This is a genomic window from Actinoplanes sp. NPDC048988, from assembly GCF_043197815.1.
Classification (GTDB): Bacteria; Actinomycetota; Actinomycetes; order Mycobacteriales; family Micromonosporaceae; genus Actinoplanes.
In genome coordinates this window covers 38,548-60,713 of record NZ_JBICTW010000002.1, presented here as the reverse complement: position 1 = coordinate 60,713, position 22,166 = coordinate 38,548, and the positions used below count along the sequence as shown (strand labels likewise).

16 protein-coding genes and 2 pseudogenes are annotated in these 22,166 nt (G+C 71.5%); 15 read left to right on the top strand and 3 right to left on the bottom strand.

The window, feature by feature from the left end:
* The first annotated feature begins 27 nt into the window (after positions 1–27).
* The 5 genes from ACGFJ7_RS07385 to ACGFJ7_RS07365 all read left to right on the top strand — a co-directional run bounded on the left by ACGFJ7_RS07385 (position 28) and on the right by ACGFJ7_RS07365 (position 6,376).
* Positions 28–1,083, top strand: coding sequence for a M48 family metallopeptidase (locus tag ACGFJ7_RS07385; RefSeq protein WP_360243847.1), 1,056 nt, complete (start codon positions 28–30; stop codon positions 1,081–1,083).
* A 22-nt stretch (positions 1,084–1,105) separates the two neighbouring features.
* The gene (locus ACGFJ7_RS07380) at positions 1,106–2,452 is read left to right on the top strand and encodes a dipeptidase (RefSeq protein WP_360246490.1); all 1,347 of its coding nucleotides are present in this window, start codon (positions 1,106–1,108) and stop codon (positions 2,450–2,452) included.
* Positions 2,453–2,464: 12 nt separating this feature from the next.
* Complete coding sequence (locus tag ACGFJ7_RS07375) at positions 2,465–3,937, top strand: FAD-dependent monooxygenase (RefSeq protein WP_360243844.1); 1,473 nt, start codon at positions 2,465–2,467, stop codon at positions 3,935–3,937.
* A gap of 41 nt (positions 3,938–3,978) precedes the next feature.
* The gene (locus ACGFJ7_RS07370) at positions 3,979–4,284 is read left to right on the top strand and encodes a hypothetical protein (RefSeq protein ID WP_360246558.1); all 306 of its coding nucleotides are present in this window, start codon (positions 3,979–3,981) and stop codon (positions 4,282–4,284) included.
* A gap of 385 nt (positions 4,285–4,669) precedes the next feature.
* Entirely contained in the window at positions 4,670–6,376 is a 1,707-nt protein-coding gene (locus ACGFJ7_RS07365) for an ATP-dependent DNA ligase (RefSeq protein WP_392641380.1), read from the top strand.
* 317 nt (positions 6,377–6,693) lie between these two features.
* On the opposite strand, the pseudogene ACGFJ7_RS07360 reads toward ACGFJ7_RS07365, so the two are convergent.
* Positions 6,694–7,488, bottom strand: a pseudogene (locus tag ACGFJ7_RS07360) (SURF1 family protein); the annotation flags it as partial.
* Between the two features lie 101 nt (positions 7,489–7,589).
* Between ACGFJ7_RS07360 and ACGFJ7_RS07355 the strand changes: the two are divergent.
* Together ACGFJ7_RS07355 and ACGFJ7_RS07350 are read left to right on the top strand one after the other, a co-directional pair.
* Positions 7,590–9,527: a cobyrinate a,c-diamide synthase gene (locus tag ACGFJ7_RS07355; RefSeq protein ID WP_392641378.1), complete on the top strand. Its 1,938-nt coding sequence runs from the start codon at positions 7,590–7,592 to the stop codon at positions 9,525–9,527.
* 220 nt (positions 9,528–9,747) lie between these two features.
* Positions 9,748–10,371 carry a TIGR03086 family metal-binding protein gene (locus ACGFJ7_RS07350; RefSeq protein WP_360243832.1) on the top strand — a complete coding sequence of 208 codons (624 nt, stop codon included), beginning with the start codon at positions 9,748–9,750 and terminating at the stop codon, positions 10,369–10,371.
* Positions 10,372–11,285: 914 nt separating this feature from the next.
* On the opposite strand, the pseudogene ACGFJ7_RS07345 reads toward ACGFJ7_RS07350, so the two are convergent.
* Positions 11,286–13,418: pseudogene (locus ACGFJ7_RS07345) on the bottom strand (transglycosylase domain-containing protein); the annotation flags it as partial.
* A 65-nt stretch (positions 13,419–13,483) separates the two neighbouring features.
* Between ACGFJ7_RS07345 and cobC the strand changes: the two are divergent.
* Genes cobC through ACGFJ7_RS07325 form a run of 4 tightly spaced genes read left to right on the top strand, consistent with a single transcriptional unit; the run spans position 13,484 to position 17,183 of the window.
* Entirely contained in the window at positions 13,484–14,536 is a 1,053-nt protein-coding gene (gene cobC, locus ACGFJ7_RS07340) for an Rv2231c family pyridoxal phosphate-dependent protein CobC (protein ID WP_392641376.1), read from the top strand.
* Positions 14,533–15,591: a nicotinate-nucleotide--dimethylbenzimidazole phosphoribosyltransferase gene (gene cobT / locus ACGFJ7_RS07335; protein ID WP_392641374.1), complete on the top strand. Its 1,059-nt coding sequence runs from the start codon at positions 14,533–14,535 to the stop codon at positions 15,589–15,591. The genes cobC and cobT overlap by 4 nt, the downstream gene beginning before the upstream one ends.
* A complete protein-coding gene (gene cobA / locus ACGFJ7_RS07330) occupies positions 15,588–16,775 on the top strand; it encodes a uroporphyrinogen-III C-methyltransferase (RefSeq protein ID WP_392641372.1) in 1,188 nt (395 codons plus the stop codon). Before cobT ends, cobA begins: the two co-directional genes overlap by 4 nt.
* Positions 16,776–16,823: 48 nt before the next feature.
* Positions 16,824–17,183: a VOC family protein gene (locus tag ACGFJ7_RS07325; RefSeq protein ID WP_360243820.1), complete on the top strand. Its 360-nt coding sequence runs from the start codon at positions 16,824–16,826 to the stop codon at positions 17,181–17,183.
* Here the strand turns inward: ACGFJ7_RS07325 and ACGFJ7_RS07320 are convergent.
* Positions 17,171–18,592 carry a trehalose-6-phosphate synthase gene (locus tag ACGFJ7_RS07320; RefSeq protein WP_360243817.1) on the bottom strand — a complete coding sequence of 474 codons (1,422 nt, stop codon included), beginning with the start codon at positions 18,590–18,592 and terminating at the stop codon, positions 17,171–17,173. The genes ACGFJ7_RS07325 and ACGFJ7_RS07320 overlap by 13 nt on opposite strands.
* Before the next feature lie 211 nt (positions 18,593–18,803).
* On the opposite strand from ACGFJ7_RS07320, the gene ACGFJ7_RS07315 reads away from it, so the two are divergent.
* The 4 genes from ACGFJ7_RS07315 to ACGFJ7_RS07300 all read left to right on the top strand — a co-directional run bounded on the left by ACGFJ7_RS07315 (position 18,804) and on the right by ACGFJ7_RS07300 (position 22,140).
* Positions 18,804–19,277 (top strand): hypothetical protein, encoded by a 474-nt coding sequence (locus ACGFJ7_RS07315; protein WP_360243814.1) that lies wholly within the window; start codon positions 18,804–18,806, stop codon positions 19,275–19,277.
* A gap of 127 nt (positions 19,278–19,404) precedes the next feature.
* Positions 19,405–21,081 (top strand): energy-dependent translational throttle protein EttA, encoded by a 1,677-nt coding sequence (ettA, locus tag ACGFJ7_RS07310; RefSeq protein ID WP_360243811.1) that lies wholly within the window; start codon positions 19,405–19,407, stop codon positions 21,079–21,081.
* On the top strand, positions 21,074–21,481 hold the full coding sequence (locus ACGFJ7_RS07305; RefSeq protein ID WP_360243808.1) for a thioesterase family protein: 408 nt from the start codon (positions 21,074–21,076) through the stop codon (positions 21,479–21,481). The genes ettA and ACGFJ7_RS07305 overlap by 8 nt, the downstream gene beginning before the upstream one ends.
* Complete coding sequence (locus ACGFJ7_RS07300; RefSeq protein ID WP_392641369.1) at positions 21,478–22,140, top strand: hypothetical protein; 663 nt, start codon at positions 21,478–21,480, stop codon at positions 22,138–22,140. Before ACGFJ7_RS07305 ends, ACGFJ7_RS07300 begins: the two co-directional genes overlap by 4 nt.
* Positions 22,141–22,166: the final 26 nt, after the last annotated feature.

Here is a 22,166-nt window from a genome sequence, read left to right as displayed (position 1 = left end):
GGAGCCCAGGACGGGGTGTGTGGATCGATGACGACCGACGAGGAGAACCGCCCGGTACGCCGGCGGGTCACGCTGACCGGGATCAGCTCGCGGGCCTGGGAACATCCGGCCGACCGGGGCGCGCTGACCGCCCTGCGCGAGCTGCGCGGCTTCGACGACGTGGTCAAGGCGTTCTTCGGCATGTGGAACGAGCGCGGCTTCCGCCTGCAGTTCCTGGCCGGCGCCATCCGGGTCGACCACCGGCAGTACCCGCGGGTCTACCAGCGCTTCACCGAGGCCGCGCAGACCCTCGACGTGGTCGAGCTGCCGGAGCTGTACGTGTCGCAGGACCCGATCATCAACGGCTCGGCGATCGGCCTCGACAAGCCGTTCATCGTGATCACCACGGCCGCCGTGGAGCGGCTCGACGACGACGAGCTGCGGGCCATGCTGGGCCACGAGATCGGCCACGTGCGCAGCGGCCACGCCGTCTACAAGACGATCATGATGATCCTCACCCGATGGGCGGCCAACCTGAGCTGGCTGCCGGTGGGCGCCATCGCGCTGCGGGCGATCATCGCCGCGATGTTCGAGTGGTGGCGCAAGGCCGAGCTGTCGGCCGACCGGGCCGGCCTGCTCGCCGGCCAGGACCCGGCGGCCTCGCTGCGGCTGCTGATGAAACTGGCCGGCGGCGGCGACCTCTCCCAGATCGACACGGCCGCCTTCCTCGAGCAGGCCGCCGAGTACGAGAGCGGCGGCGACCTGCGCGACAGCGTCCACAAGATCGGCATGACCGCGTGGAGCACCCACCCGGTGCCGGTGGCGCGCGCCGCCGAACTGCGCAAGTGGGTCGACTCGGGGGTGTACGCGCAGATCCTGGGCGGCGACTACCCGCGCCGCGACTCCGACGGCGACGCCTCGGTCTCCGAGGACGTCAAGGCGGCCGCCCAGTCGTACCGCGACACTTTCAACAACTCCCAGGACCCGCTGGTCGGCCTGCTGCGCAAGCTCGGCGACGGCGCCGGCGACCTGGCCGGCTCCGCCGTCCGCGGCGCCCGCAACTGGGCCAGCGACGCGTCACGCCGGGGCCGCGACAACACCTAGGTCCTAGGATCGGTTCATGAGTTTGAGTGAAACCGATCTGCGCGCCGCGGTCGCGCGGGAGCTGCCCGGGGTCCGTGCCGACCTGGAGCGGCTGATCCGCATTCCCGGCATCGCCTTCGAGGGCTTCGACCACTCCCACGTGGAGCGGTCGGCCGAGGCCGTCGCCGAGCTGCTGCGCGGCGCCGGCCTCGACACGCAGATCGTGCGGCACGGCGGCCAGCCCGCCGTGATCGGCCGCAAGGCCGCCCCGGCCGGCGCGCCGACCGTGCTGCTCTACGCGCACCACGACGTCCAGCCGGTCGGCGACCTCGACAAGTGGACCAGCGACCCGTTCGAGCCGCAGGAGCGCGACGGCCGCCTCTACGGCCGCGGCGCCGCCGACGACAAGGCCGGCGTGATGGCCCACGTGGCCGCGCTGCGCGCCTTCGGCGACCAGCTTCCGGTCGGCGTCGTGGTGTTCGTCGAGGGCGAGGAGGAGTACGGGTCGGATTCGCTCGACGCGGTCATCCAGGCCCACCTCGAGGAGCTGCGCTCCGACGTCATCGTGATCGCCGACTCCGGCAACTGGGACATCGGCGAGCCCGCCCTGACCACGTCGCTGCGCGGCCTGGTCAACCTGTTCGCCGAGGTCAAGGTGCTGCGCAGCGCCGTGCACAGCGGCATGTACGGCGGCCCGGTGCCGGACGCGCTGATCACGCTGTCCCGCCTGATCACGAGCCTGCACGACGAGCACGGCGAGGTGGCCGTGGACGGCCTGGTCGGCCGCGAGGGCGCCCCGGTCGACTACCCGGAGGACCGCTTCCGCCACGAGGCCGGCACGCTCGACAGCGTCCAGCTGATCGGCCAGGGCACCATCACCGACCGCCTCTGGACCAAGCCGGCGATCTCCGTGCTCGGCATCGACGCGCCGCGCACGCTCGAGGCGGCGAACGCCCTGCAGCCCACGGCCAAGGCCAAGATCGGCGTACGGCTGGCCCCCGGCGACGACCCGCAGTCGGCCTACGAGGCGGTCAAGGCCCACCTCGAGAAGCACGTGCCGTGGGGCGCCCAGGTCGAGGTCACCCTGGAAAGCCTCGGCTCGCCCTGCGTGATCGACGCCACCGGCCCGGCGTACGACGCGGCCCGCGCCGCCTTCGCCTCGGCCTGGGACGGCACGGCGCCGGTGGACATCGGCGTGGGCGGGTCGATCCCGTTCATCGCCACCTTCCAGGAGCTGTTCCCGCAGGCCGCGGTGCTGGTCACCGGCGTCGAGGACCCGTACGCGGGCGCGCACGGCCCCAACGAGAGCCTGCACCTGGGCGAGTTCGAGCGGGTCTGCGTGGCCGAGGCCCTGCTGCTCAAGAACGTGGCGGACACCTTGTCGAAGTAGAAGGAGCGGCCGATGGCCGAGCTGACGTGTGACGTGCTGGTGGCGGGCGCCGGTCCGACCGGGCTGATGCTCGCCAACTGGCTGGTCAAACTCGGGGTCGACGTGATCGTCGCCGACGGCAAGGAGGGGCCCACCCGCGAGTCGCGGGCCCTCGTCGTCCAGGCGCGCAGTCTCGAGATCTACGACCAGCTCGGCCTCGGCGACCTCGTGCTGCGCGCCGCGAAAAGGGCGGACGCGCTCGCTCCCGGGTTCGGCGACCGCGCGTACGGCCGCATTCCGCTCGGCCCGCTCGGGGGCGACCTGACCCCGTACCCCTCAATCGAGGTCTTGGAGCAGAGCCGCAACGAGGAGATTCTGGACGAAAATCTCCAGAAGATCGGCGGCCGGGTCCACTGGGAGACCCCGGTGACGGCGGTGACCCAGACCGACGAGGGCGTGGTGGCCAAGGTCGGCAACGACACGGTCCGGGCCCGGTTCTGCGTGGGCTGCGACGGGGCCAATTCGGTCGTACGCAAGGCGCGCCGCATCCCGTTCGAGGGCGTGACCAACCCGCACAGGTTCTTCGTCCTCGACGCGACAGCGGCCGGTGGCCTGGTGGAGAACGCGATAAACGTGCGTCCCGGCGGCGCCGACTTCCTGATCGGCTTCCCGATGCGGGGCCACGGGAACTGGCGCCTCATCGGCCTGGTCGGCGACGATTTTTCCGAAGAGGAGGTGCGCCCGCGCCTGCGCCGGTTCGCGGTGACGTACGGCGAAGCGCGCTGGTTCGCGACGTACAAGGTGCACCACCGGGTCGCGGCGGCGTTCCGCGACGGGCCGTTCTTCCTGGCCGGCGACGCGGCCCACGTCCACTCGCCGGTCGGCGGCCAGGGCATGAACACGGGCCTGCAGGACGCGCACAACCTGGCCTTCAAGCTGGCCGACGTGGTGCACGGCCGCCGGGGCGACGCCTGGCTCGACCGCTACGAGGCCGAGCGCCGCCCGGTGGCGAAAACGCTGGTGGCCACCACCGACCGGCTCTTCCAGGCGGTCACGTCACAGCGCCGGGTCATGCGCGCCCTGCGGGCGCTGGCGGTGCGGCTGCTGGCGCCATTGGGGGTACGGGTCCTCCCGCGCGCTTCGGGTGGCTCGCGCCTGTTCCAGTACGTGTCCCAGATCCGCATCCACTACTGGATGACAGCCGGCGCCGAGGCGGCGTCGGGCGGCCGCCGCGGCCCGGTGGTCGGCCGCCGGCTGCCCTGGACGGGCGGCAACTTCGACGTGCTGCGCGAACTGACCTGGCAGATCCACGCCTACGGCGACGCAGCGGACATCCCTGACCTGGGAGTGCCCGTGCACGTCTTCGAGGCGGCGCCCCGGACAGCCCTCGTGCCGGGCCGGCTCTATCTGGTACGCCCCGACGGATTCGTGGCCGCCGAGGCCACTCCGAGCGAGGCCGCCGACACGTTCGCGCCACTGCTTCCGGCCCTTCGTCACAACGAGTGAACTGGTGCGCAAGCGCGTAGCGTCCTGTTAGGATATCGAACATGCGTTCGAACGATTCCTCACTGGCTCCCTCCTTGACGGCCCCCGTGGTGCGGTCCTTGCCGGTCGGGCCGCGCCACGCCATCGACCGGCTCCGCTCCCGCGAGCGACTCGAGTCCATCGCCCGCCTCCGCGCCGCGGTCAGCGCGATGAGCTCGGTCGACGTCGCCGACTGGGACGACTCCGCCCTCACCGACCACCTGGACGCCCTGTCGGCCACCCTGGTCGCCCTCGACGCCCAGGTGACCCGCGTCGCCGACCAGGTCCGCGCCCGCGGCTTCCGCATCTCCGAGCCTCGCGCCGCCTGACTTCCACCGCCACCGCCCACGCCCGCCACCGCCCACGCCCGCCACCGCCCACCACCCACGGCTCCGCCGCCACTCACCGCCTGGTCTTGGCCTTTACGCCTTGTCTTTCGTCGCGGCCCCGCGCCGTCGTCTGGGCCTGACCTCGCCGCTTTCCGCTTTCCGCCCTTGCCTTTCGCCGCCGCACCGCGCTGGTCGCCCGGGCTCGACCTCCGCTCTTTCCGGTTCTTCCCCTTCGCCGCCTCGGCCGGACTTCCGCTCTTCCCGGTTCTTGCCCTGCGCCGCGGCCGTGCCGTCGGTCGGCTGACCTCCACATCTGCGCGCTTCCGCCTCCTGCCGCTGCCCGCTCCGGGCCGAAAATGTCAGGGGTTGCTGCCAGGATGTGGGGGTGCGATTCCTCGACCTGGCGGCGACCTCGGCGGCCGTCGCGGCGACTTCCGGGCGCAAGGCCAAGATTGAGCTCCTGGCCGACGCGCTGCGGCGGCTCGACACCGACGAGATCGCGGCCGGGTCCGCCTTCCTCGCCGGTGAGCTGCGGCAGCGGCAGACCGGCGTGGGTTATGCGAGCCTGCGCGACCAGCCGCCGCCCGCGGCCGAGCCGAGCCTCACCGTCGGCGGCGTCGACGCCGCGATCGTCGAGATCTCGGTGGTCGCCGGCGCCGGCTCTCAGGCCCGGCGGCGCGAACTGCTGGGCGCCCTCTTCGCCGCCGCCACCGCCGACGAGCAGCGACTGCTGGTCGGCCTTTTCGGCGGCGAGCTGCGCCAGGGCGCCCAGGCCGGTCTGCTCGCCGACGCGATCGCCAAGGCGTCCGAGGCCCCGCTCACCGCGGTCCGCCGGGCGCTGCTTCTCTCCGGCGACCTCAAGCAGGTGGCGGTGGCCGCGCTGACCGGCGGCGCGCCCGCCCTGGCCGAGATCCACCTGAGGGTCGGCACCCCGCTGACCCCGATGCTGGCCCAGGCCGCCCCCGACGTCGGCGCCGCCCTGCTGGCCACCGGCACACCGGCCACCGTCGACGTGAAACTTGACGGCATCCGCATCCAGGTCCACCGCTCCGGCGACGACGTAGCAGTCTTCACCCGAAGCCTCGACGACATCACCGCCCGCATGCCCGAGGTGGTCGACACCGTCCGCAAACTCCCCTTCCGCGAGGCCGTCCTCGACGGCGAGGCCATGGCCCTCGACGAGACCGGCCGCCCCCGCCCCTTCCAGGAAACCTCAAGCCGAGCCGCCACCCGCGGCGCCCGCGCCTCCACCCGCCGAGCGTCGTCCCCGCCCGACGCCGCGCCAGCGTCCTCCTCGGCGGCTTCCGCGTCTTCCCCGGCGGCTTCCGCGTCCTCCTCGGCGGCTTCCGCGTCTTCCCCGGCGGCTTCCACGGCCTCCTCGCGGGCGGGTTCCGGCCGGGGCTCCTCGCGGGCGGCCTCTGCGGCGGCGCCGATCGCGCTGACGCCGTACTTCTTCGATCTGCTGCATCTCGATGGGACGGATCTTCTCGACGAGCCGGGGCGGGTGCGGTGGGCGGCGCTGGCCGACGCCCTGCCCGACGAGCTGATCGTGGGACGGACGACGGCCGAGAGCGAGGAGCAGGCGGCGGCCGCCTTCGCGGCGGCGATCGCGGCCGGGCAGGAAGGTGTGGTCATCAAGGCGACGGAGGCCCCGTACGACGTGGGGCGCCGCGGCAACGCCTGGGTCAAGGTCAAACCGCGGCACACGCTCGACCTGGTGGTTCTCGCGGTCGAGTGGGGACACGGGCGGCGCCGAGGGTGGCTCTCCAACCTGCATCTGGGTGCGCTCGATCCGCGTACGGGCGAATTCGTCATGCTCGGCAAGACGTTCAAAGGGCTCACCGACGAGCTGCTGCGCTGGCAGACCGAGCGCTTCCAGGAATTGAAAATCGACGACAACGGCTGGGTCGTCCGGGTGCGGCCGGTGCAGGTGGTCGAGATCGCCTTCGACGGCGTGCAGACGTCGCCGCGCTACCCGGGCGGCGTGGCGCTGCGTTTCGCCCGGGTCCTGCGCTACCGCGACGACAAACCGGCTTCGGAGGCCGACACCATCGACACGGTCCGCGCCATCGGAGGCCATCCGACGCCGTAAGAGCGGCCGCGGGTAGCGCCCGAGGCGGCGCGGCGCTAACGGTCGCCGTCCTCCGCGGCGGCTCGCTCGCGGTCGGCTTCCTCGACGCGGTCCCCGGTCGCGGCCAGCGCGGCCGCCTTCCTACGGTCGTACTCCTCGACGCGGTCCCCGGAGGCGGCTTGGCGGCGGTCGTACTCCTCCACCCGGTCGCCGGAGGCGGCTTGGCGGCGGTCGTAGTCGTCGACGCGGTCGCCGGAGGCGGTTCGGCGGCGGTCGTGATCTTCGACGCGGTCGCCGGAGCGGGCCTGGGGGCGGTCGGAGGCGGCGGCGCCGGCTGAGGCGGGGGCCGGCTCGCGGGCGGCGCCGGGGGAGCGGGGCTTCGACTCGCCGCGGGCTTCCTTGCGGGCGTAGTAGCCGTACGCGAACAAGGCCATCACCGCGAACAGCCACCACTGGACCGCGTACCCGCCGTTCTGCCACGCGTCCTCGTGATCGATCGGGATGCGGGTGAACGCGGCGTCGTTCGCCGGCGTCTGCTCGGTGAGCAGCACGTACGCCCCGTACACGGGATAGGGCATTTCGGGTGCGAGCTTGGGCACCGTGATCCGGCGGGTGTCCAGCCGGCCGTTGCGCCGTTCGATCGGCGCCGGTCGACTTTCCGACAGGTGGAGCTGGCCCACGACGGTCACCGTGCCGGTCGGCGCGGCCGGGACCGAGGGTGCCGCCAGCGCCCCGCCGGCCGGAGCCGGGATCCAGCCGCGGTCGACCAGGACGGCCGTACCGTCGTCCAGGACCAGCGGCGTGACGATTTCGTAGCCGACGTCACCGTCGACCGTACGGCCTCGCGCCTGGATCTCGTGTTGTGGGTCATAACGGCCGGTCACGGTGACCTTTGTCCAGGCCAGGTCCTTGCCGGGGGCCCGGCCCGAGGAGCCCGCGGTGGCCGGTTTCGCCAGTACGGAGGTCATCGGCACGGCCTGCACGGAATCGGCGGCGTCGATGCGGTCGTTGATCGCGCTGCGTTCCTCGTACCGTCGCAGCTGCCAGTTGCCGAGCATCACCATGACCGACGCGGCCGCCAGAGCGAACGCGGCGGCGGCCAGCCAGCGCGGCCTCAGCAGGAAGCGGTACACGTCCCGAGGCTACCCGTCGACAGGTTGACACCTGCTGGGGCCAGGTACTGTCCCACTTCGGTAGTCGACAACAGGCGATATTCCGTTCGGGAGAGTCATAGATGAGCGCCCAGCCCCGTCTGGTCGTGAGCGCGCCCGCGTCCGGGCACGGCAAGACCGCGATCGCGGTCGGCCTGCTCGCGGCGACCGCGGCGCGTGGCATCCCGGCGGCCGGGTTCAAGGTCGGCCCGGATCACACCGACGCCGCGTACCTCGGACTCGCGGCCGGCCGGCCCGGCCGCAACCTCGACCCGCGGCTGGTCGGCGCCCAGCGCATCGCCCCACTGTTCCTGCACGGTGCCGGCAGCGCGCAACTCTCGGTGATCGAGGGGGCGATGGGCCTGTTCGACTCGCTCACCGGCCAGCCCGAGATCGACGGCACCGCCGCGGTCGCGGCCGCCCTGCACGCCCCGGTCGTGCTGGTCGTCGACGTCGCCGCGATGGGGCACTCGCTGGCCGCGCTCGTGCACGGCTTCCGGATGTTCGACGAGATGGTCCACCTGGGCGGGGTGATCCTCAACCGGGTCGCGTCGCCGCGCCACGAACAGATGCTGCGTACCGCCCTGGACGACATCGGCATGCCGGTGCTGGGCGCGCTGCGCCGCGGCGACCTGCCGAACGTGCTTCCGGCCCGCGCGCACGGCCCGGTGCCGGTCGCCCACCGTACGGTCGAGGCGAGCCGTGCCGTCCGCCGTCTCGGCGAGGCCGTCGCCGGAGCGCTCGACCTCGACCGGCTGATGGCCCTCGCGTCCTCGGCGCCGGCCCTGCCCGGGCCCATCTGGACGCCCGCCGACGTCGTCGGCGGCGAGGTCTTCGACCAGCGACCGGTGGTCGCGCTTGCGGGTGGTCCGGGTGCTCCTTTCACGTACGTCGAGACAGCCGAGCTCCTGACGGCCGCGGGCGCGGACGTGGCCGTGGTCGACCCTCTGCGCGACGAGTCGCTGCCGGCCGGGACGCGCGCTCTGATCGTCGGCGCCGGCCTTCCCGAGGGGTACGCCGAGGAGCTGTCGGCCAACCGCAGGCTCTGCACCGCGGTCGCCCAGTTCGCCCGCGACGGCTGGCCGGTCGTCGCCGAGGGCGTGGCCCTGCCGTGGCTCGGCCGCGAGTTCGACGGCCGCCCGATGTGCGGCGTCTTCGACGCGTCGGCCACCACCGCCGACCAGACCATCGCCGGATACCGCGAGGCCACGGCGCCGACCACGTCGTCGCTGGCCCCCGCCGGCGCCCGCATCACCGGCTACAAGCAGCACCGCGCGATCGTCACCCCGCGCGCCGGCACGGTCCCGGCCTGGACCTGGTCGGGCGGCAACCCCGAGGGCTTCGTCTGGCGCCAGGTGCACGCGTCTCAGCTCGGCCTGCACTGGGCCGCCGCCCCCGAGATCGCCAAGCGCATCGTGTCGGCCGCCCTCGCCGGCCCGGCCCCGATGGGCCCGCCGTCCCGCCCGCCGATGCCGCCCCAGCCCCAACCTCACGCCCCGGCCCAGCCTCACGCGCAGGCCCAGCAGCGCCAACCAATTCAGCCTCAGCCTGTTCAGCCGCAGCCCCATGTGCCGGCGTCACCGGTCGAGCCCTTGCCGGCGGAGCCGATCTCGGTCGAATCCCTGCCGACCCAGTCCTTCTCGGTCCAGCCGCAGGTGCCGTCCATCCCGCAGCCGGCGTCGACGCAGCCGTCGCCGGTTCAGGCTCACCCGATCTCATTCCAGCCGCCGGCCGGTCATCCGCAGTCACCGCCGGCCGAGCAGCCGCCGGTCCAGCACGAGCCCGGCCCGTTCCAGCAGCCCGGTTCACCGGCGCCGCAGGCGGCTCGTACGCCCGTACAGTCAGGTCCGCCGATCTCGCACCCGGGCCGTCCCGAACACCTGGGTTCCCCCGGTCAGCAGACGGCTCACCTTCCCGGCCCGCCCGGGCCGACCGTTGATCAACAGCCGCCGATCCCGCAGCAGCCGCCGGCCGTGTCATCGTCCAATCTGAACGACACGGTGGACATCACCATCTCCTGAGCGAGCCGGAGCCCCGTACGGGCGCCCCACCTGATTCGGGTCATCCGGATGACGCCGCGCAACAGCCGAACGCCGCGAGTTCGGCCGCCGAAACGCGCGCGTTCCACATAGATCAGGCCGAAAGCACGGACCACCGCGAAAACGCCCTCCGCAAGGCACGAAACTGTCGCACCCCGGTCGTAACGTGAACGTAACGAGGACGACCCGAAGGAGGACTGCCGTGGCCGATCGTGTGCCGCTGGACTTCGACCCGCCGGTTCGGGTGCTGCGAGCGCTTCTGCTGGGCATCGACAATCACGAGCTGCTGGTCCCCACTCCGTGTCCCGACTGGAGCGTCGCCGCTCTTCTCGACCACCTGATGGGCTTGTCCTTCGCCTTCACCCAGACCGCCCGCAAACGCGCCGACGCCCCCGGCACCTCCGAGCCGCCCCCCGAGCCTTCGGCGCAACATCTGTCCCGCCATTGGCGCAGCCGCCTCCCCGTCCTCCTGGAAGATCTGGCCACCGCCTGGAAAGAACAGAACGCCTGGACAGGCACGTCAGCCGCCGGCGGCGTCACCATGCCCGCGGCCGCCCTGGGCCACGTCGCCATGACCGAACTGATCGTCCACGGCTGGGACCTGGCCCGTTCCACAGGCCAGGAATACGCCGCCGACCCACGAACCCTCGAAATCCTCATCGAGTTCAACTCGCAATACCCACCCGAGGGCACCCCCGGCCTCTTCGGCCCGGTGGTCCCCATCCCCGACGACGAGGCCACCTTGCTGGACCAGCTCCTGGCCCTCTCCGGCCGCGACGCCAGGTGGCGCGCCCCACGCCGCCGCCCCGCCGCCCCAGCCGCCTGACACCCACAGCCGGCGGACGCAACCCCCAGACCGCCGGCTGTCTTCGGCCAATCAAACGCCCTTCAAGCCGCCGCCCACCGCGGCAGCTACCCACCACGCCGCCGTCCACCGCGGCAGCTACCCACCACGCCAGCCGCCAGCCGTTCCTTCACGCCAGTCGCCCCACCGACCCGAGCAGCCTCGCGAGTCGGGCTCCTTCGCTGTGCCAGCGGCCGCGCCAGCTGGCTCGTGGCTCCGGCCGCCCCGCCCCGGCTGATCCGCCGTGCCGGCCGCCCCAGGGGCTCGCGCGGCGTCGCGGCTGGAGCGGCTCCGCTGCGCTAGCGGTCGCGCGGCCCAATTGCGCCAGCGGCCGTGCCATGCCGCCCAGTCGTACCATGCTGCTCAGTCGTGCCGTGCTGTTTCCACAGTGCGCCGGCTGTCCACAAGTAGCCCGACGCCTCCGGCTGATCTCGCGCTTTTCCGGGATAATGCCTATCGGGGGCCGCCCCCTGGGAGGGCGGGATCCTGCGGTGGGGTGAGTAGGGACCGCCTGAGGGCTAATCGCGGTTGTTGTCCTCGTCGCCCGGGTTTCGGCGCCCGGAGTCGTCGTCCGAGTTGCCGCGCCCGGTGTCCGGCCGGCGGCCCGCGTCCCGGTCACGGTCTCGGTTCTCGCGGTCGATGTCGCCCCGGTCAGTGTCGCCCCGGTCAGTGTCGCCCCGGTCGGAGTCCCGACGGTCGGAGTCACGGCGGTCGGAGTCGTCGGCGTGCCGTCGGCGGTCGCGCTCCGACTGGCCCGAGTTTAGGCGCCCGGAGTCGTTGCCGGCGTCCGACACACGGCCGTCGTGGTCCGACGAGTCGCGATCACGATCGGAGTCGGAGTCGCGGTCGCGGTCGGAATCACGGTCGCCGTCCGAGTTGCGGTCGCGCTTCTCCTTGGAAGTGATCGCATCCGAAGGCGGCGTGAACTTCGCCTTAGGCTGTCCCTTCAGGGCGTCCTTCAACGTCTCCGCCACGGTGTACTTCGACACCGTCGCCCGGCTTGTCCCCACGTTCCTCTCCGGGTTGTCCGGGTCCGCCACGAAGGCCGCCGCCGCCAACTGCGGCGTGAACCCGCAGAACCATGCCGTCTTGTTGCTGTCCGTTGTTCCGCTCTTCCCCGCCACCGGCCGCTTCAGGACCCCGTACACCATCTCCGACGTGCCCCACCCGCCGCAGCTTCCCCGCGCCGCCCCGTATCCGGTCACGCAGCGGGCCGCGTCTGTCGCCGCCCGGGCCACGTCGACCGAGACCGCCCGGTGGCAGCGCGGCGCCGCGATCTCCTTGCCCTGGTAGGTGGCCGGCTTGCCGGTGCGGTCGAGGATCGACTTCACCGGCAGCGGCTCGCAGTAGTTGCCTTCGGCGGCCAGGGTCGCGAACACGTTCGCCATCTCGATCGGCGTCGCGTCGCTCACCCCCAGCGTGAACGCCCCCCACCCCGAGGCGTGCTCCGGTGACGCCAGCCGCCGGTCCACGTCCGTACGCCAGCGCAGGCCGAGCCGTTCGGCCATCTTCACCGCCTTCTCCGCGCCCACCTTCTGTTCGAGCTGCACGAAGTACGTGTTCACCGACTTGCCGAAGCCGCTCCACATCGTCTGGTCGCCGGTCATCGACGACGTCGAGTTCTTCGGGCACCAGTGCACGCCGCATGTCGCCGGTCCGGGCGCCGTGATGTATTTCGAGTAGAACCTCTGCGGGCTGTAGAACGACGTCGACAGCGGCATGCCCTCGTCGAGGGCCGCCAGCATCGTGAAGATTTTGAACGTCGAGCCGGCCTGGTAGCCGGCCATGGAGCCGCCGCCGAGCAGCGGGTTCACCGTGTTCGGGAAGTTGCCTTTCAGGTGGCGGTACCGGCTGTGTTTCTCGTTGCCGGACTGGTCAAGGGAGTACCGCCGGTTCACCGCCATGCTGACCACCCGGCCGGTGCCCGGTTCGATGATCACCTGGCCGTGGGCGATGCGGCTGCGACGTTTCTCCTTGTCGAGGACGTGCTCCATCGCGTACGACTGGATCTTGGGGTCGATGGAGGTGATCACCCGGTAGCCGCCGCGCCGCAGGTTCTCCTCGCGGTCGGCGACGCTGCGGCCGAAGGCCGGCTGTTCCTTCCACCACGACTTGAAGTAGTCGCAGAAGAAGCCCCAGTCGTTGTGCGGGTCGGCGATCGAGATGCAGTCGTTCGGCGGCGACGACAGCTTCAGCGTGATCTTGGCCCGTTTCGCGTCGGCCGCCTGAGCGGCCGTGATGGTCCGCATCTTGAGCATCTGGTCGATCACGTAGTTGCGCCGGTCGGTGGCGGCCTGCCGGTCCTGGGTGGCCGGGTCGTAGGCCGACGGCGCCTTGACCAGCCCGGCCAGCAGGGCGGCTTCCGTGAGGGTCAGATCCTTCGGCGACTTCGAGAAGAAGACCTGGGAGGCGGCGAAGACGCCGTACGCCCGGTGGCCGTAGTACGCCGAGTTGAGGTAGCGCTCGAGGATTTCCGGCTTGGTGAGCCGTTTCTCCAGTTCGATGGCGAGCCGCATCTCGCGCAGTTTGCGGGAGGTGGTCTGCTCGGTGGCCTCGAGCGCCTCCTTGGGGGTCTGCGCGCCGTCCCTGAGCGCCATGCGGACGTACTGCATGGTCAGGGTCGACGCACCCTGGGAGACGCCGCCGGCTTTCTGGTTGGCCACGAAGGCACGGGCCACGCCTTTGGCGTCGACGCCGTTGTGCTCGTAGAAGCGGGTGTCCTCGGACGCCACGATCGCCTGGGTGATGTACGGCGACATGTCAGCGATCTTCACCGGCTTGCGGTGTTCCTCGTAGAACGTGGTGAGCAGCGTCTTGCCGTCGTTGGCGTAGACGTAGGTCGTCTGCGCGCTGGGCACCTCGATGAGTTTTTCGGGGAGGCCGTCGAGGGCTTCGGTGCCCGCCTTGACGCCGAGTCCGGCGAGGGCGGCCAGTGGGTAGGCGAGGCCGGCGACCACGAGTCCCGCGATCAGGCCGGCACGGACGAGGGGAGCGACTTTTCCGGCTGCCACCCCTTGAAGGTATGACAAAACCTCTTATTTGCTCACGGAACAGCCGAAGTAACGTGCGTATCACGGTCGGGCATTCTGATCCCATGTCCCTCGACCTAGGCCACCACGGCGACACGGAGGTCGCCCCGGGTCTGATCGACCTGGCGGTCAACGTCCGGCACGAGCCGATGCCGCCGTGGCTCGCGCAGCCGCTGATGAGCTCGCTGAGCGACCTGAAGGCGTACCCCCAAGCGGAGAAGGCCACCGCGGCCGTGGCCGCCCGGCATGGTCGTGAGCCCGGCGAGGTCCTGCTGACCGCCGGCGCCGCCCAGGGCTTCGTCCTGCTGGCCCAGGCGCTGCGCGGCGCGAATCACCCGGTCGTGGTCCACCCCCAGTTCACCGAGCCGGAGGCCGCGCTGCTCAACGCCGGCCACGTGGTCGACCGGGTGCTGCTGCGCGAGGAAGACGGTTTCCGGCTGCAAAACGCCGACGTGCCCGACGACGCCGACCTCGTCTTCGTCGGCAACCCCACCAACCCGACCTCGGTGCTGCACCCGGCCGAGGAGATCGCCGCGCTGGCCCGCCCGGGCCGGGTGCTGGTGGTCGACGAGGCCTTCGCCGACACCACGTTCCGCCCGGGCGTCGCGGGGGAGCCGGAGTCGCTCGCGTCCCGGCGCGATCTGCCCGGCCTGGTCGTGCTGCGCAGCCTGACCAAGACGTGGGGCCTGGCCGGGCTGCGGATCGGCTACCTGCTCGGCCCGGCCGATCTGCTGAAGCGGCTCGCCGCCGCCCAGCCGCTCTGGGCCGTGTCGACGCCCGCTCTGGCCGCCGCTCTGGCCTGCGCGTCACCCACCGCGGTCGCGGCTGAGCGGGAGATCGCCCGCCGCCTCGCGGACGACCGAGCTCATCTCACGAAGAGGCTGGGCGAAGTGCCGAAGGTCACGGTCGCTGGGGCCCCGGCCAGTGCCTTCGTTAGCGTACGCATCCAGGGAGCCGACAAAATCAGGCTGGAGCTGCGGGAACGCGGCTATGCCGTGCGCCGGGGCGACACTTTCCCCGGCCTGGGCGCCGACTGGTTGCGGTTGGCGGTACGCGACACTGCCACCACCGACGCCTTCGTCGAGACCCTGACCGCCGTGATCGAGGAGCAAGCGTGACCGCATCGCTGGAGGACACCCTCGCCGCCGTCCGTCCCGCCGACGAGCCGGCGATGGCCGCCGCCCGCGAGCACCAGGCCCGGCTGACCAAGCCGGCCGGCTCGCTGGGCGCCCTCGAGGAGCTCTCCGTTCGGCTGGCCGGGCTGGCCGGGGTCAACCCGCCGCCGATGCCCACCCCGGCCACTGTCGCGGTCTTCGCCGGCGACCACGGCGTACACGCCCAGGGCGTCAGCCCCTGGCCGCAGGAGGTCACCGCCCAGATGGTGGCCAACTTCGTGGCCGGCGGCGCGGTCGTCAACGCCTTCGCCCGCCAGGCCGGCGCGGACGTCATGGTGGTCGACGTCGGCGTGGCCATTCCGCTGCACGGCGGCGCCACCCTGCTCGAGGCCAACGTGCGCCGCGGCACCCGGGACATGACCGTCGAGCCCGCGCTGACCCGCGACGAGGCCCGGGCCGCGGTCGAGGTCGGCCTCGGCGTCGCCGCCGCGCTGGTCGACAACGGCGCGAAATGCCTGCTCACCGGCGACATGGGCATCGCCAACACGACACCGGCGGCGGCTCTGACCGCCGTCTTCACCGGCCTCGCCCCGGCCGAGGTGACCGGACGCGGCACCGGCATCGACGACGCCACCCTCGACCACAAGGTCGAGGTCGTGACCCGGGCTCTCGCGCTGCACCGGCCCGACAAGAGCGATCCGCTGGGCGTGCTGGCCGCTGTCGGCGGTCTCGAGCACGCCGCGCTCACCGGGTTCATCCTCGGCGCCGCCGCCCGCCGCGTCCCGGTGATCATCGACGGGGTCATCGCCGCCTCGGCCGCGCTGGCCGCGGCCGCCCTCGCCCCCGACGCGGTCGCCGCCATGGTCGCCGGGCACCGCTCGGCCGAGCCCGGCGCCACCGTCGCCCTGGCCCACCTGGGCCTGGAGCCGCTGCTCGACCTCGGTATGCGCCTGGGCGAGGGCAGCGGCGCCGTGCTCGCGCTGCCGGTCGTCGAAGCCGCCGTCCGGGTGCTGCACGAGGTCGCCACGTTCGACTCCGCGGGAGTGTCCGAGAAATGAGCGTCTACCCCCTCGGTCTCAAGCTCACCGGCCGCCGGGTGCTGATGGTCGGCGGTGGCGCCGTCGCCACCCGCCGGGTCCCCGCCCTGATCGCGGCCGGTGCCCGGGTCGAGATCGTCTCGCCCGACCTGAGCCCGGCGCTGCACGGCCTCGTCGACGCCGGCCGGGTCACCTGGACGGCCCGGCGCTTCGAGCCGGGCGACGTCGAGGGCGCCTGGCTCGTGCACGTCGCGATCGACGATCCGGCGGCGGCCGAGCAGGTCAGCGCGGCCGCCGAGGAGCACCGGATCTTCTGCGTCCGCGCCGACGACCGGGAGGCCGCGACCGCCTGGACGCCCGCGGTCACCCGCCAGGGCCAGGTCACCGTCGCGGTCACCGACGGCGGTGACCGGCGGCGCGCGATGGCCGTACGGGACCTGGTGGCGAACGCCCTCGAGAGCGCGCCGGCCGCGACGGAGGAGTACAAGGGCGTGGCGCTGGTCGGCGCCGGCCCCGGCGACCCCGAGCTGATCACCGTGAAGGGCCGCCGGCTGCTGGCCGCGGCCGACGTGGTGGTGGCCGACCGGCTGGTGCCCGGCATGCTGCTGGGTGACCTGCGGCCGGAGGTCGAGTTCGTCGACGCCGCCAAGATCCCGTACGGGCCGCAGAAGGCCCAGGAGGAGATCAACCGGATCCTGGTCGAGCGGGCGCTCGAGGGCAAGTTCGTGGTGCGGCTCAAGGGCGGCGACCCGTTCGTCTTCGGCCGTGGCGGCGAGGAGGCCATCGCCTGCGCCCAGGCCGGCGTGCCGGTGCTCGTCGTCCCCGGCGTGACCAGCTCGATCGCCGCTCCCGCGCTGGCCGGCATCCCGGTCACCCACCGGGGCGTGGCCCACGAGTTCACAGTGGTCTCCGGGCACGTCGCGCCCGACAGCGACGCCTCACTCGTCGACTGGCCGGCGCTGGCCCGGATGCGGGGCACCATCGTCGTACTCATGGGCCTCAAGAACCTGCCCAAGATCGCGGCGCGCCTGATCGCCGAGGGCCGCTCGGCCGAGACGCCGGCCGCCGTGGTGCAGGAGGGCTCGACGGCTCACCAGCGTTCGCTGCGCGGCACGCTCGGCTCGATCGCGGCCGACGCGGCCGGCGCCGGCATCCACCCGCCCGCCATCGTGGTCATCGGGGACGTCGTTCACGTAGGGGTATAGAACCGCTACCCACCGGGTAGGACCGTGGCTATGGACGGACGGCCGCGGATGACGTTGACGAGCACGGTTCTGGACGCTCCGGACGCCAAAGAGCTGGCGGACTTCTATCACCGCCTGCTGGGCTGGAGCATCACCACCGAGGAGACGGACTGGGTGATCCTGGGCGCGCCGGGAGGCGGCGCCGGGCTCTCGTTCCAGACCGAGAAGCAGTACGTACGGCCGGTGTGGCCGGCCGGTCCGGGCGATCCGCAGATGAGCGCCCACCTCGACATCAAGGTCGACGATCTGGAAGCGGCGTGCGCGCACGCCACCCAGGCGGGTGCCACGCTCGCCGACTTCCAGCCGCAGGAGACCGTCCGGGTCTTCCAGGACCCGGCCGGTCACCCCTTCTGTCTTTACGTCGACTGATCGGTGATCTCGCGGCCTCCGGCCGCCTCGGACAGAGCGTCGAGGAAGGTCCGGGCCCACTGCGCCACATCGTGCGTACGCAGGTGACGCTGCATCACCCGCATGCGCCGCTTCAGCTCGGCCGGCTCGGCCGCGACGGCCCGCAGCAGCGCGTCCTTGACGCCGTCGGGGTCGTGCGGGTTGCACAGGAAGGCCTGGCGCATCTCGGTCGCCGCGCCGGCGAACTCGCTGAGCACCAGCGCCCCGCCGGTGTCGGCCCGGCACGCCACGTACTCCTTGGCGACCAGGTTCATGCCGTCGCGGAGCGGGGTCACCATCATGACGTCGGCCGCCACGTACATCGCGGCCAGTTCCTGCTTGCTGTACGACTGATGCAGGTAGTGCACGGCCGGCACGCCGACCTTGCCGAACTCGCCGTTGATCCGGCCGACCTCGCGCTCGACCTTGACCCGCAGCGTCTGGTAGTGCTCGACGCGCTCCCGGCTCGGGGTCGCCACCTGCACCATCACCGCGTCACCGACCTTGAGCTTGCCGTCGGCCAGTAGCTCGCGGAACGCCTTGAGGCGCAGCTCGATGCCCTTGGTGTAGTCGAGCCGGTCGACGCCCAGGATGATCGTCTTGGGGTCGCCGAGCTCGGCCCGGATCTCCTTGGCGCGGGCCTGGACCTTGGGGTCGGCGGCCATCCGCTCCATCTCGCGGGTGTCGATGCTGATCGGGAAGGCGCCCGCCTTGACCTTGCGGCCGTCCACCTGGATCGACTGGCCCTCGTAGCGCAGACCCAGAAGGTGCCGGGCCAGCCGTACGAAGTTCTGCGCCGCGAGCCGCTGCTGGAAGCCGACCAGGTCGGCGCCGAGCAGGCCGCGCAGCACCTCGGCCCGGAACGGCATCTGCATGAACAGCTCGATCGGCGGGAACGGGATGTGCAGGAAGAACCCGATCTTGAGGTCGGGGCGCAGCTCCCGCAGCATGGCCGGCACCAGCTGGAGCTGATAGTCCTGCACCCAGACGGTCGCGCCGTCGTCGGCCACCTCGGCCGCGGCCTGCGCGAAGCGCTGGTTGACCAGGCGGTAGGTCTCGCGCCAGCGCCGCTTGTAGACCGGGGTCTCGACGGCGTCGTGGTAGAGAGGCCAGATGGTCGCGTTGGACTGGCCCTCGTAGTAGCGCTCCAGCTCGTCCGCGCTCAACGGCACCGGGTGGATGTGGATGCCCTCCAGTTCGAAGGGCTCGGGCGCCTCGCCGGTGCCACCGGCCCACCCGATCCACGTGCCCCCGTGCTCGGTCAGCACCGGATGGAGCGCGGTGACCAGGCCGCCCGGACTCGTGCGCCACTGGCGCTCCCCGTCCGGGGTGGTGACTTCATCGACGGGCAGACGGTTGGCGACTACGACGAAGGAACTTCGTTCGGCCACGCTGAGTGCACCTCCGGGTCGTTTCTGTTCCCCCTGTGAGCCTACTGTGCGTAGCAGCACGGGGCGTGCCCAGTCTTCAATGGCCGCCGTGGCCCTGTTGGCGGCGGGGTGTCATTCTGGGCCCGTGACACCTCCGGATGATCTTTCCCCGCCACGGCGGCCGATCTTCTTCCCTGTGGTCATTGCCACCGTTTTCCTCACGATCATCGGAATGACCACCGGATTCGTGCTCGGCGAGAAGCAGCGCCGGGACGAGGCTCACGAGCGTGAGCAGCAGCAACAGCAGAACCAGCAGCCTCAGGAGAGCGTGTCCCCGGCGGCGCCGGCCGTCGCGCCCGAGGACCTGTGCCCGTCGGAGACCCTGGCCAAGGCGCGCAGCCTGGGCTTCTCGGACGAGCTGCGCCGCCTCCACCGGTACGTGACCGACCGCGGCACCGTCATCTGGATCTGCCAGGACCCGGCCGGCCGGCTGTTCTACCAGAGCAAGACCGGCGGCGAGAAGAAGGAGCTCGTGCAGGGCGTCAACGGCCTGCTCCTGACCGACACCGTCCAGACCGGTGAGGCGGCGTACGAGGCGACCGCGGCCAGCGACGGCACCCAGTTCTTCATCTCCCGCAAACAGCTCAAGATCGACTTCACCGACAACCGCAAGACCCAGGTCGACGACGTCGTCGATTTCGAGTGACGCGGGGAATCCTTGACGCCTGGGCGGGGTTGAGTTAGGGAGTCGGCGGGCGACCTGGAAAGATTGCCCCGGCATTCTGCGCGCAGTCATGTGGCGCAACTCAACGATCACGGAGGTAGGGCGCACCGTGGCCCAGTTCATCTACGTCCTGGAAAAGGCGCGCAAGGCGCACGGCGACAAGGTCGTGCTCGACAACGTGACGCTGAACTTCCTGCCCGGCGCCAAGATCGGTGTGGTCGGCCCGAACGGCGCCGGTAAATCCACGCTGCTCAAGGTCATGGCGGGCATCGAGACGCTGAGCAACGGCGAGGCCCGGCTGATGCCCGGCTACACCGTCGGCATGCTCGCGCAGGAGCCGCCGCTCAACGACTCCAAGACCGTCCTCGGCAACATCGAGGAGGCCGTCGCCGAGACCAAGGCCAAGCTCGACCGGTTCAACAAGATCGCCGAAGAGATGGCGACCGACTACACCGACGAGCTGATGGAGGAGATGGGCAAGCTCCAGGAGCAGCTCGACAACGTCAACGCCTGGGACCTCGACTCCCAGCTCGAGCTGGCCATGGACGCGCTGCGCTGCCCGCCGCCGGACGCCGACGTCACCCAGCTCTCGGGTGGTGAGCGCCGCCGCGTGGCGCTCTGCAAGCTGCTGCTCGAGGCGCCCGACCTGCTGCTGCTCGACGAGCCCACCAACCACCTCGACGCCGAGAGCGTGAGCTGGCTGGAGCAGCACCTCGCGAAGTACGCCGGCACGGTCATCGCCATCACCCACGACCGGTACTTCCTCGACAACGTGGCCAACTGGATCCTCGAGCTCGACCGCGGCCGCACGTACCCGTACGAGGGCAACTACTCGACGTACCTCGACAAGAAGGCCCAGCGTCTCGCGGTCGAGGGCCGCAAGGACGCGAAGCTCAAGCGGCGCCTCACCGAGGAGCTCGAGTGGGTCCGCTCGAACGCCAAGGCCCGCCAGACCAAGAGCAAGGCCCGTCTCGACCGGTACGACGAGATGGCCAGCGAGGCGGAGAAGACCCGCAAGCTGGACTTCGAGGAGATCCAGATCCCGCCGGGCCCGCGCCTGGGCAGCACGGTCATCGAGTCCAAGGACCTGGTCAAGGGCTTCGACGGCCGTACGCTGATCGACCACCTGTCGTTCTCGCTGCCGCGAAACGGCATCGTCGGCATCATCGGCCCGAACGGCGTCGGCAAGACCACGCTGTTCAAGACCATCGTCGGGCTGGAGAAGCCGGACGAGGGCAGCGTCCGCATCGGCGAGACGGTGAAGCTGTCGTACGTGGACCAGAACCGTGAGGGGCTGGGCGGCGACGAGACAGTGTGGGAGGTCGTCTCCGACGGTCTCGACCACCTGATGGTCGGCAAGGTCGAGATGCCGTCCCGGGCGTACGTGGCGGCGTTCGGCTTCAAGGGCCCCGACCAGCAGAAGCCGGTCAAGGTGCTCTCCGGTGGTGAGCGCAACCGCCTCAACCTGGCGCTGACGCTGAAGATCGGCGGCAACGTGATCCTGCTCGACGAGCCGACCAACGACCTCGACGTCGAGACGCTGTCCAGCCTGGAGAACGCGCTGCTCGAGTTCCCCGGCTGCGCCGTGGTCATCTCCCACGACCGGATGTTCCTCGACCGGGTCGCCACCCACATGCTCGCGTGGGAGGGCACCGACGAGGACCCCGACAAGTGGTTCTGGTTCGAGGGCAACTTCGAGGCGTACGAGAAGAACAAGATCGACCGCCTCGGCGCCGACGCCGCCCGCCCGCACCGCGTCACGTACCGCAAGCTCACTCGTGACTGAGCGATTTACGTACGACGTGCCCGTGCGCTGGTCCGACATGGACGCGTACGGGCACGTGAACAACGCGCGCTTCCTCACCCTGTACGAGGAGGCGCGCGTCGCCATGTTCTTCGTCGGCGCGCGCAAGCACGGCCTGGGGTCGTTCGAGGAGGGCATCGTCATCGCCCGCCACGAGGTCGACTACCTGCGTCCCGTCGACTACGGCGATCCCGTGCGCATCGAGATGTGGATCTCCGAGGTGCGCGCCGCGGCGTTCACCGTCGCGTACGAGCTGTTCGACGGCGACGTGCTGGCCAGCCGGGCCAAGTCGGTCTGCGTGCCGTACCACCTGGCCGAGGGCCACCCCCGGCGCTTGAGCCAGGCCGAGAAAGACTTCCTGCGACCGTACGTCGCGTCATGAGCTCGCACGGCCTGGTCGGTGTCCCCGACGCGGGCGCCTTCCTCGCCCGTCTGGTCCGGCTCGACCCCGGCGCCCCCGTACGCCTGAAGACCTCCGGCGGCCGGGTGGCGCTGTGGGCCCGGCTTCCCTGGGACGTGCTGGTGACCCGCGAGGTGGCCGGCGACGGTCCGCGGGACGCCACTGTGGCCGCCCGTGAGCTGCTGGACGTGCTGGCCCGCGGGGGAGACGAGCTGCCGCCGCTGCGCGACGCCCAGTGGCGCTGGCCGCTGCCCACGCCCGGCGGCGAGACCGTCGAGTCGGTCTCCGGGGCCGAGCTGAGCCGCCTGGCCGCCGCGGCCGCCGGAACGCTGCGCGAGGTGACGGCGACCGGTCTCAGCGGACGCTCGGTCGGCCAGCGCGCGGTCCGGGACGCCCTTCTCGACCACGTCGCCCTCGTCGTGACGCCGCCGCCCGGCGGCCGCCCGGTCGAGGTGTCCCAGCGACTCGTTCAGGCGATCTCCCGGATGGGTTTCCTCGGCCCGGGAGACACTGAGGGCCCGTCGACGCGCGTACGGGTGTCCGGACGCTGGGTGGGACTTTCTGCACCATATGGAGTGGCGTGGCTACAGGCCGTTCAGAAATTGACCGTTATGCCTATAGTCGATCACCCGAAAGGGTGATGCCGTATCGGACGACCGGTTGCGCC

Bases quoted from the DNA above. Each gene is read 5' to 3' on its own strand.
- ACGFJ7_RS07385 (WP_360243847.1), top strand. From the start codon at position 28: ATGACGACCGACGAGGAGAACCGCCCGGTACGCCGGCGGGTCACGCTG.
- ACGFJ7_RS07375 (WP_360243844.1), top strand. From the start codon at position 2,465: ATGGCCGAGCTGACGTGTGACGTGCTGGTGGCGGGCGCCGGTCCGACC.
- ACGFJ7_RS07370 (WP_360246558.1), top strand. From the start codon at position 3,979: ATGCGTTCGAACGATTCCTCACTGGCTCCCTCCTTGACGGCCCCCGTG.
- ACGFJ7_RS07355 (WP_392641378.1), top strand. From the start codon at position 7,590: ATGAGCGCCCAGCCCCGTCTGGTCGTGAGCGCGCCCGCGTCCGGGCAC.
- cobC (WP_392641376.1), top strand. From the start codon at position 13,484: ATGTCCCTCGACCTAGGCCACCACGGCGACACGGAGGTCGCCCCGGGT.
- cobA (WP_392641372.1), top strand. From the start codon at position 15,588: ATGAGCGTCTACCCCCTCGGTCTCAAGCTCACCGGCCGCCGGGTGCTG.
- ACGFJ7_RS07325 (WP_360243820.1), top strand. From the start codon at position 16,824: ATGACGTTGACGAGCACGGTTCTGGACGCTCCGGACGCCAAAGAGCTG.
- ACGFJ7_RS07315 (WP_360243814.1), top strand. From the start codon at position 18,804: ATGACCACCGGATTCGTGCTCGGCGAGAAGCAGCGCCGGGACGAGGCT.
- ACGFJ7_RS07300 (WP_392641369.1), top strand. From the start codon at position 21,478: ATGAGCTCGCACGGCCTGGTCGGTGTCCCCGACGCGGGCGCCTTCCTC.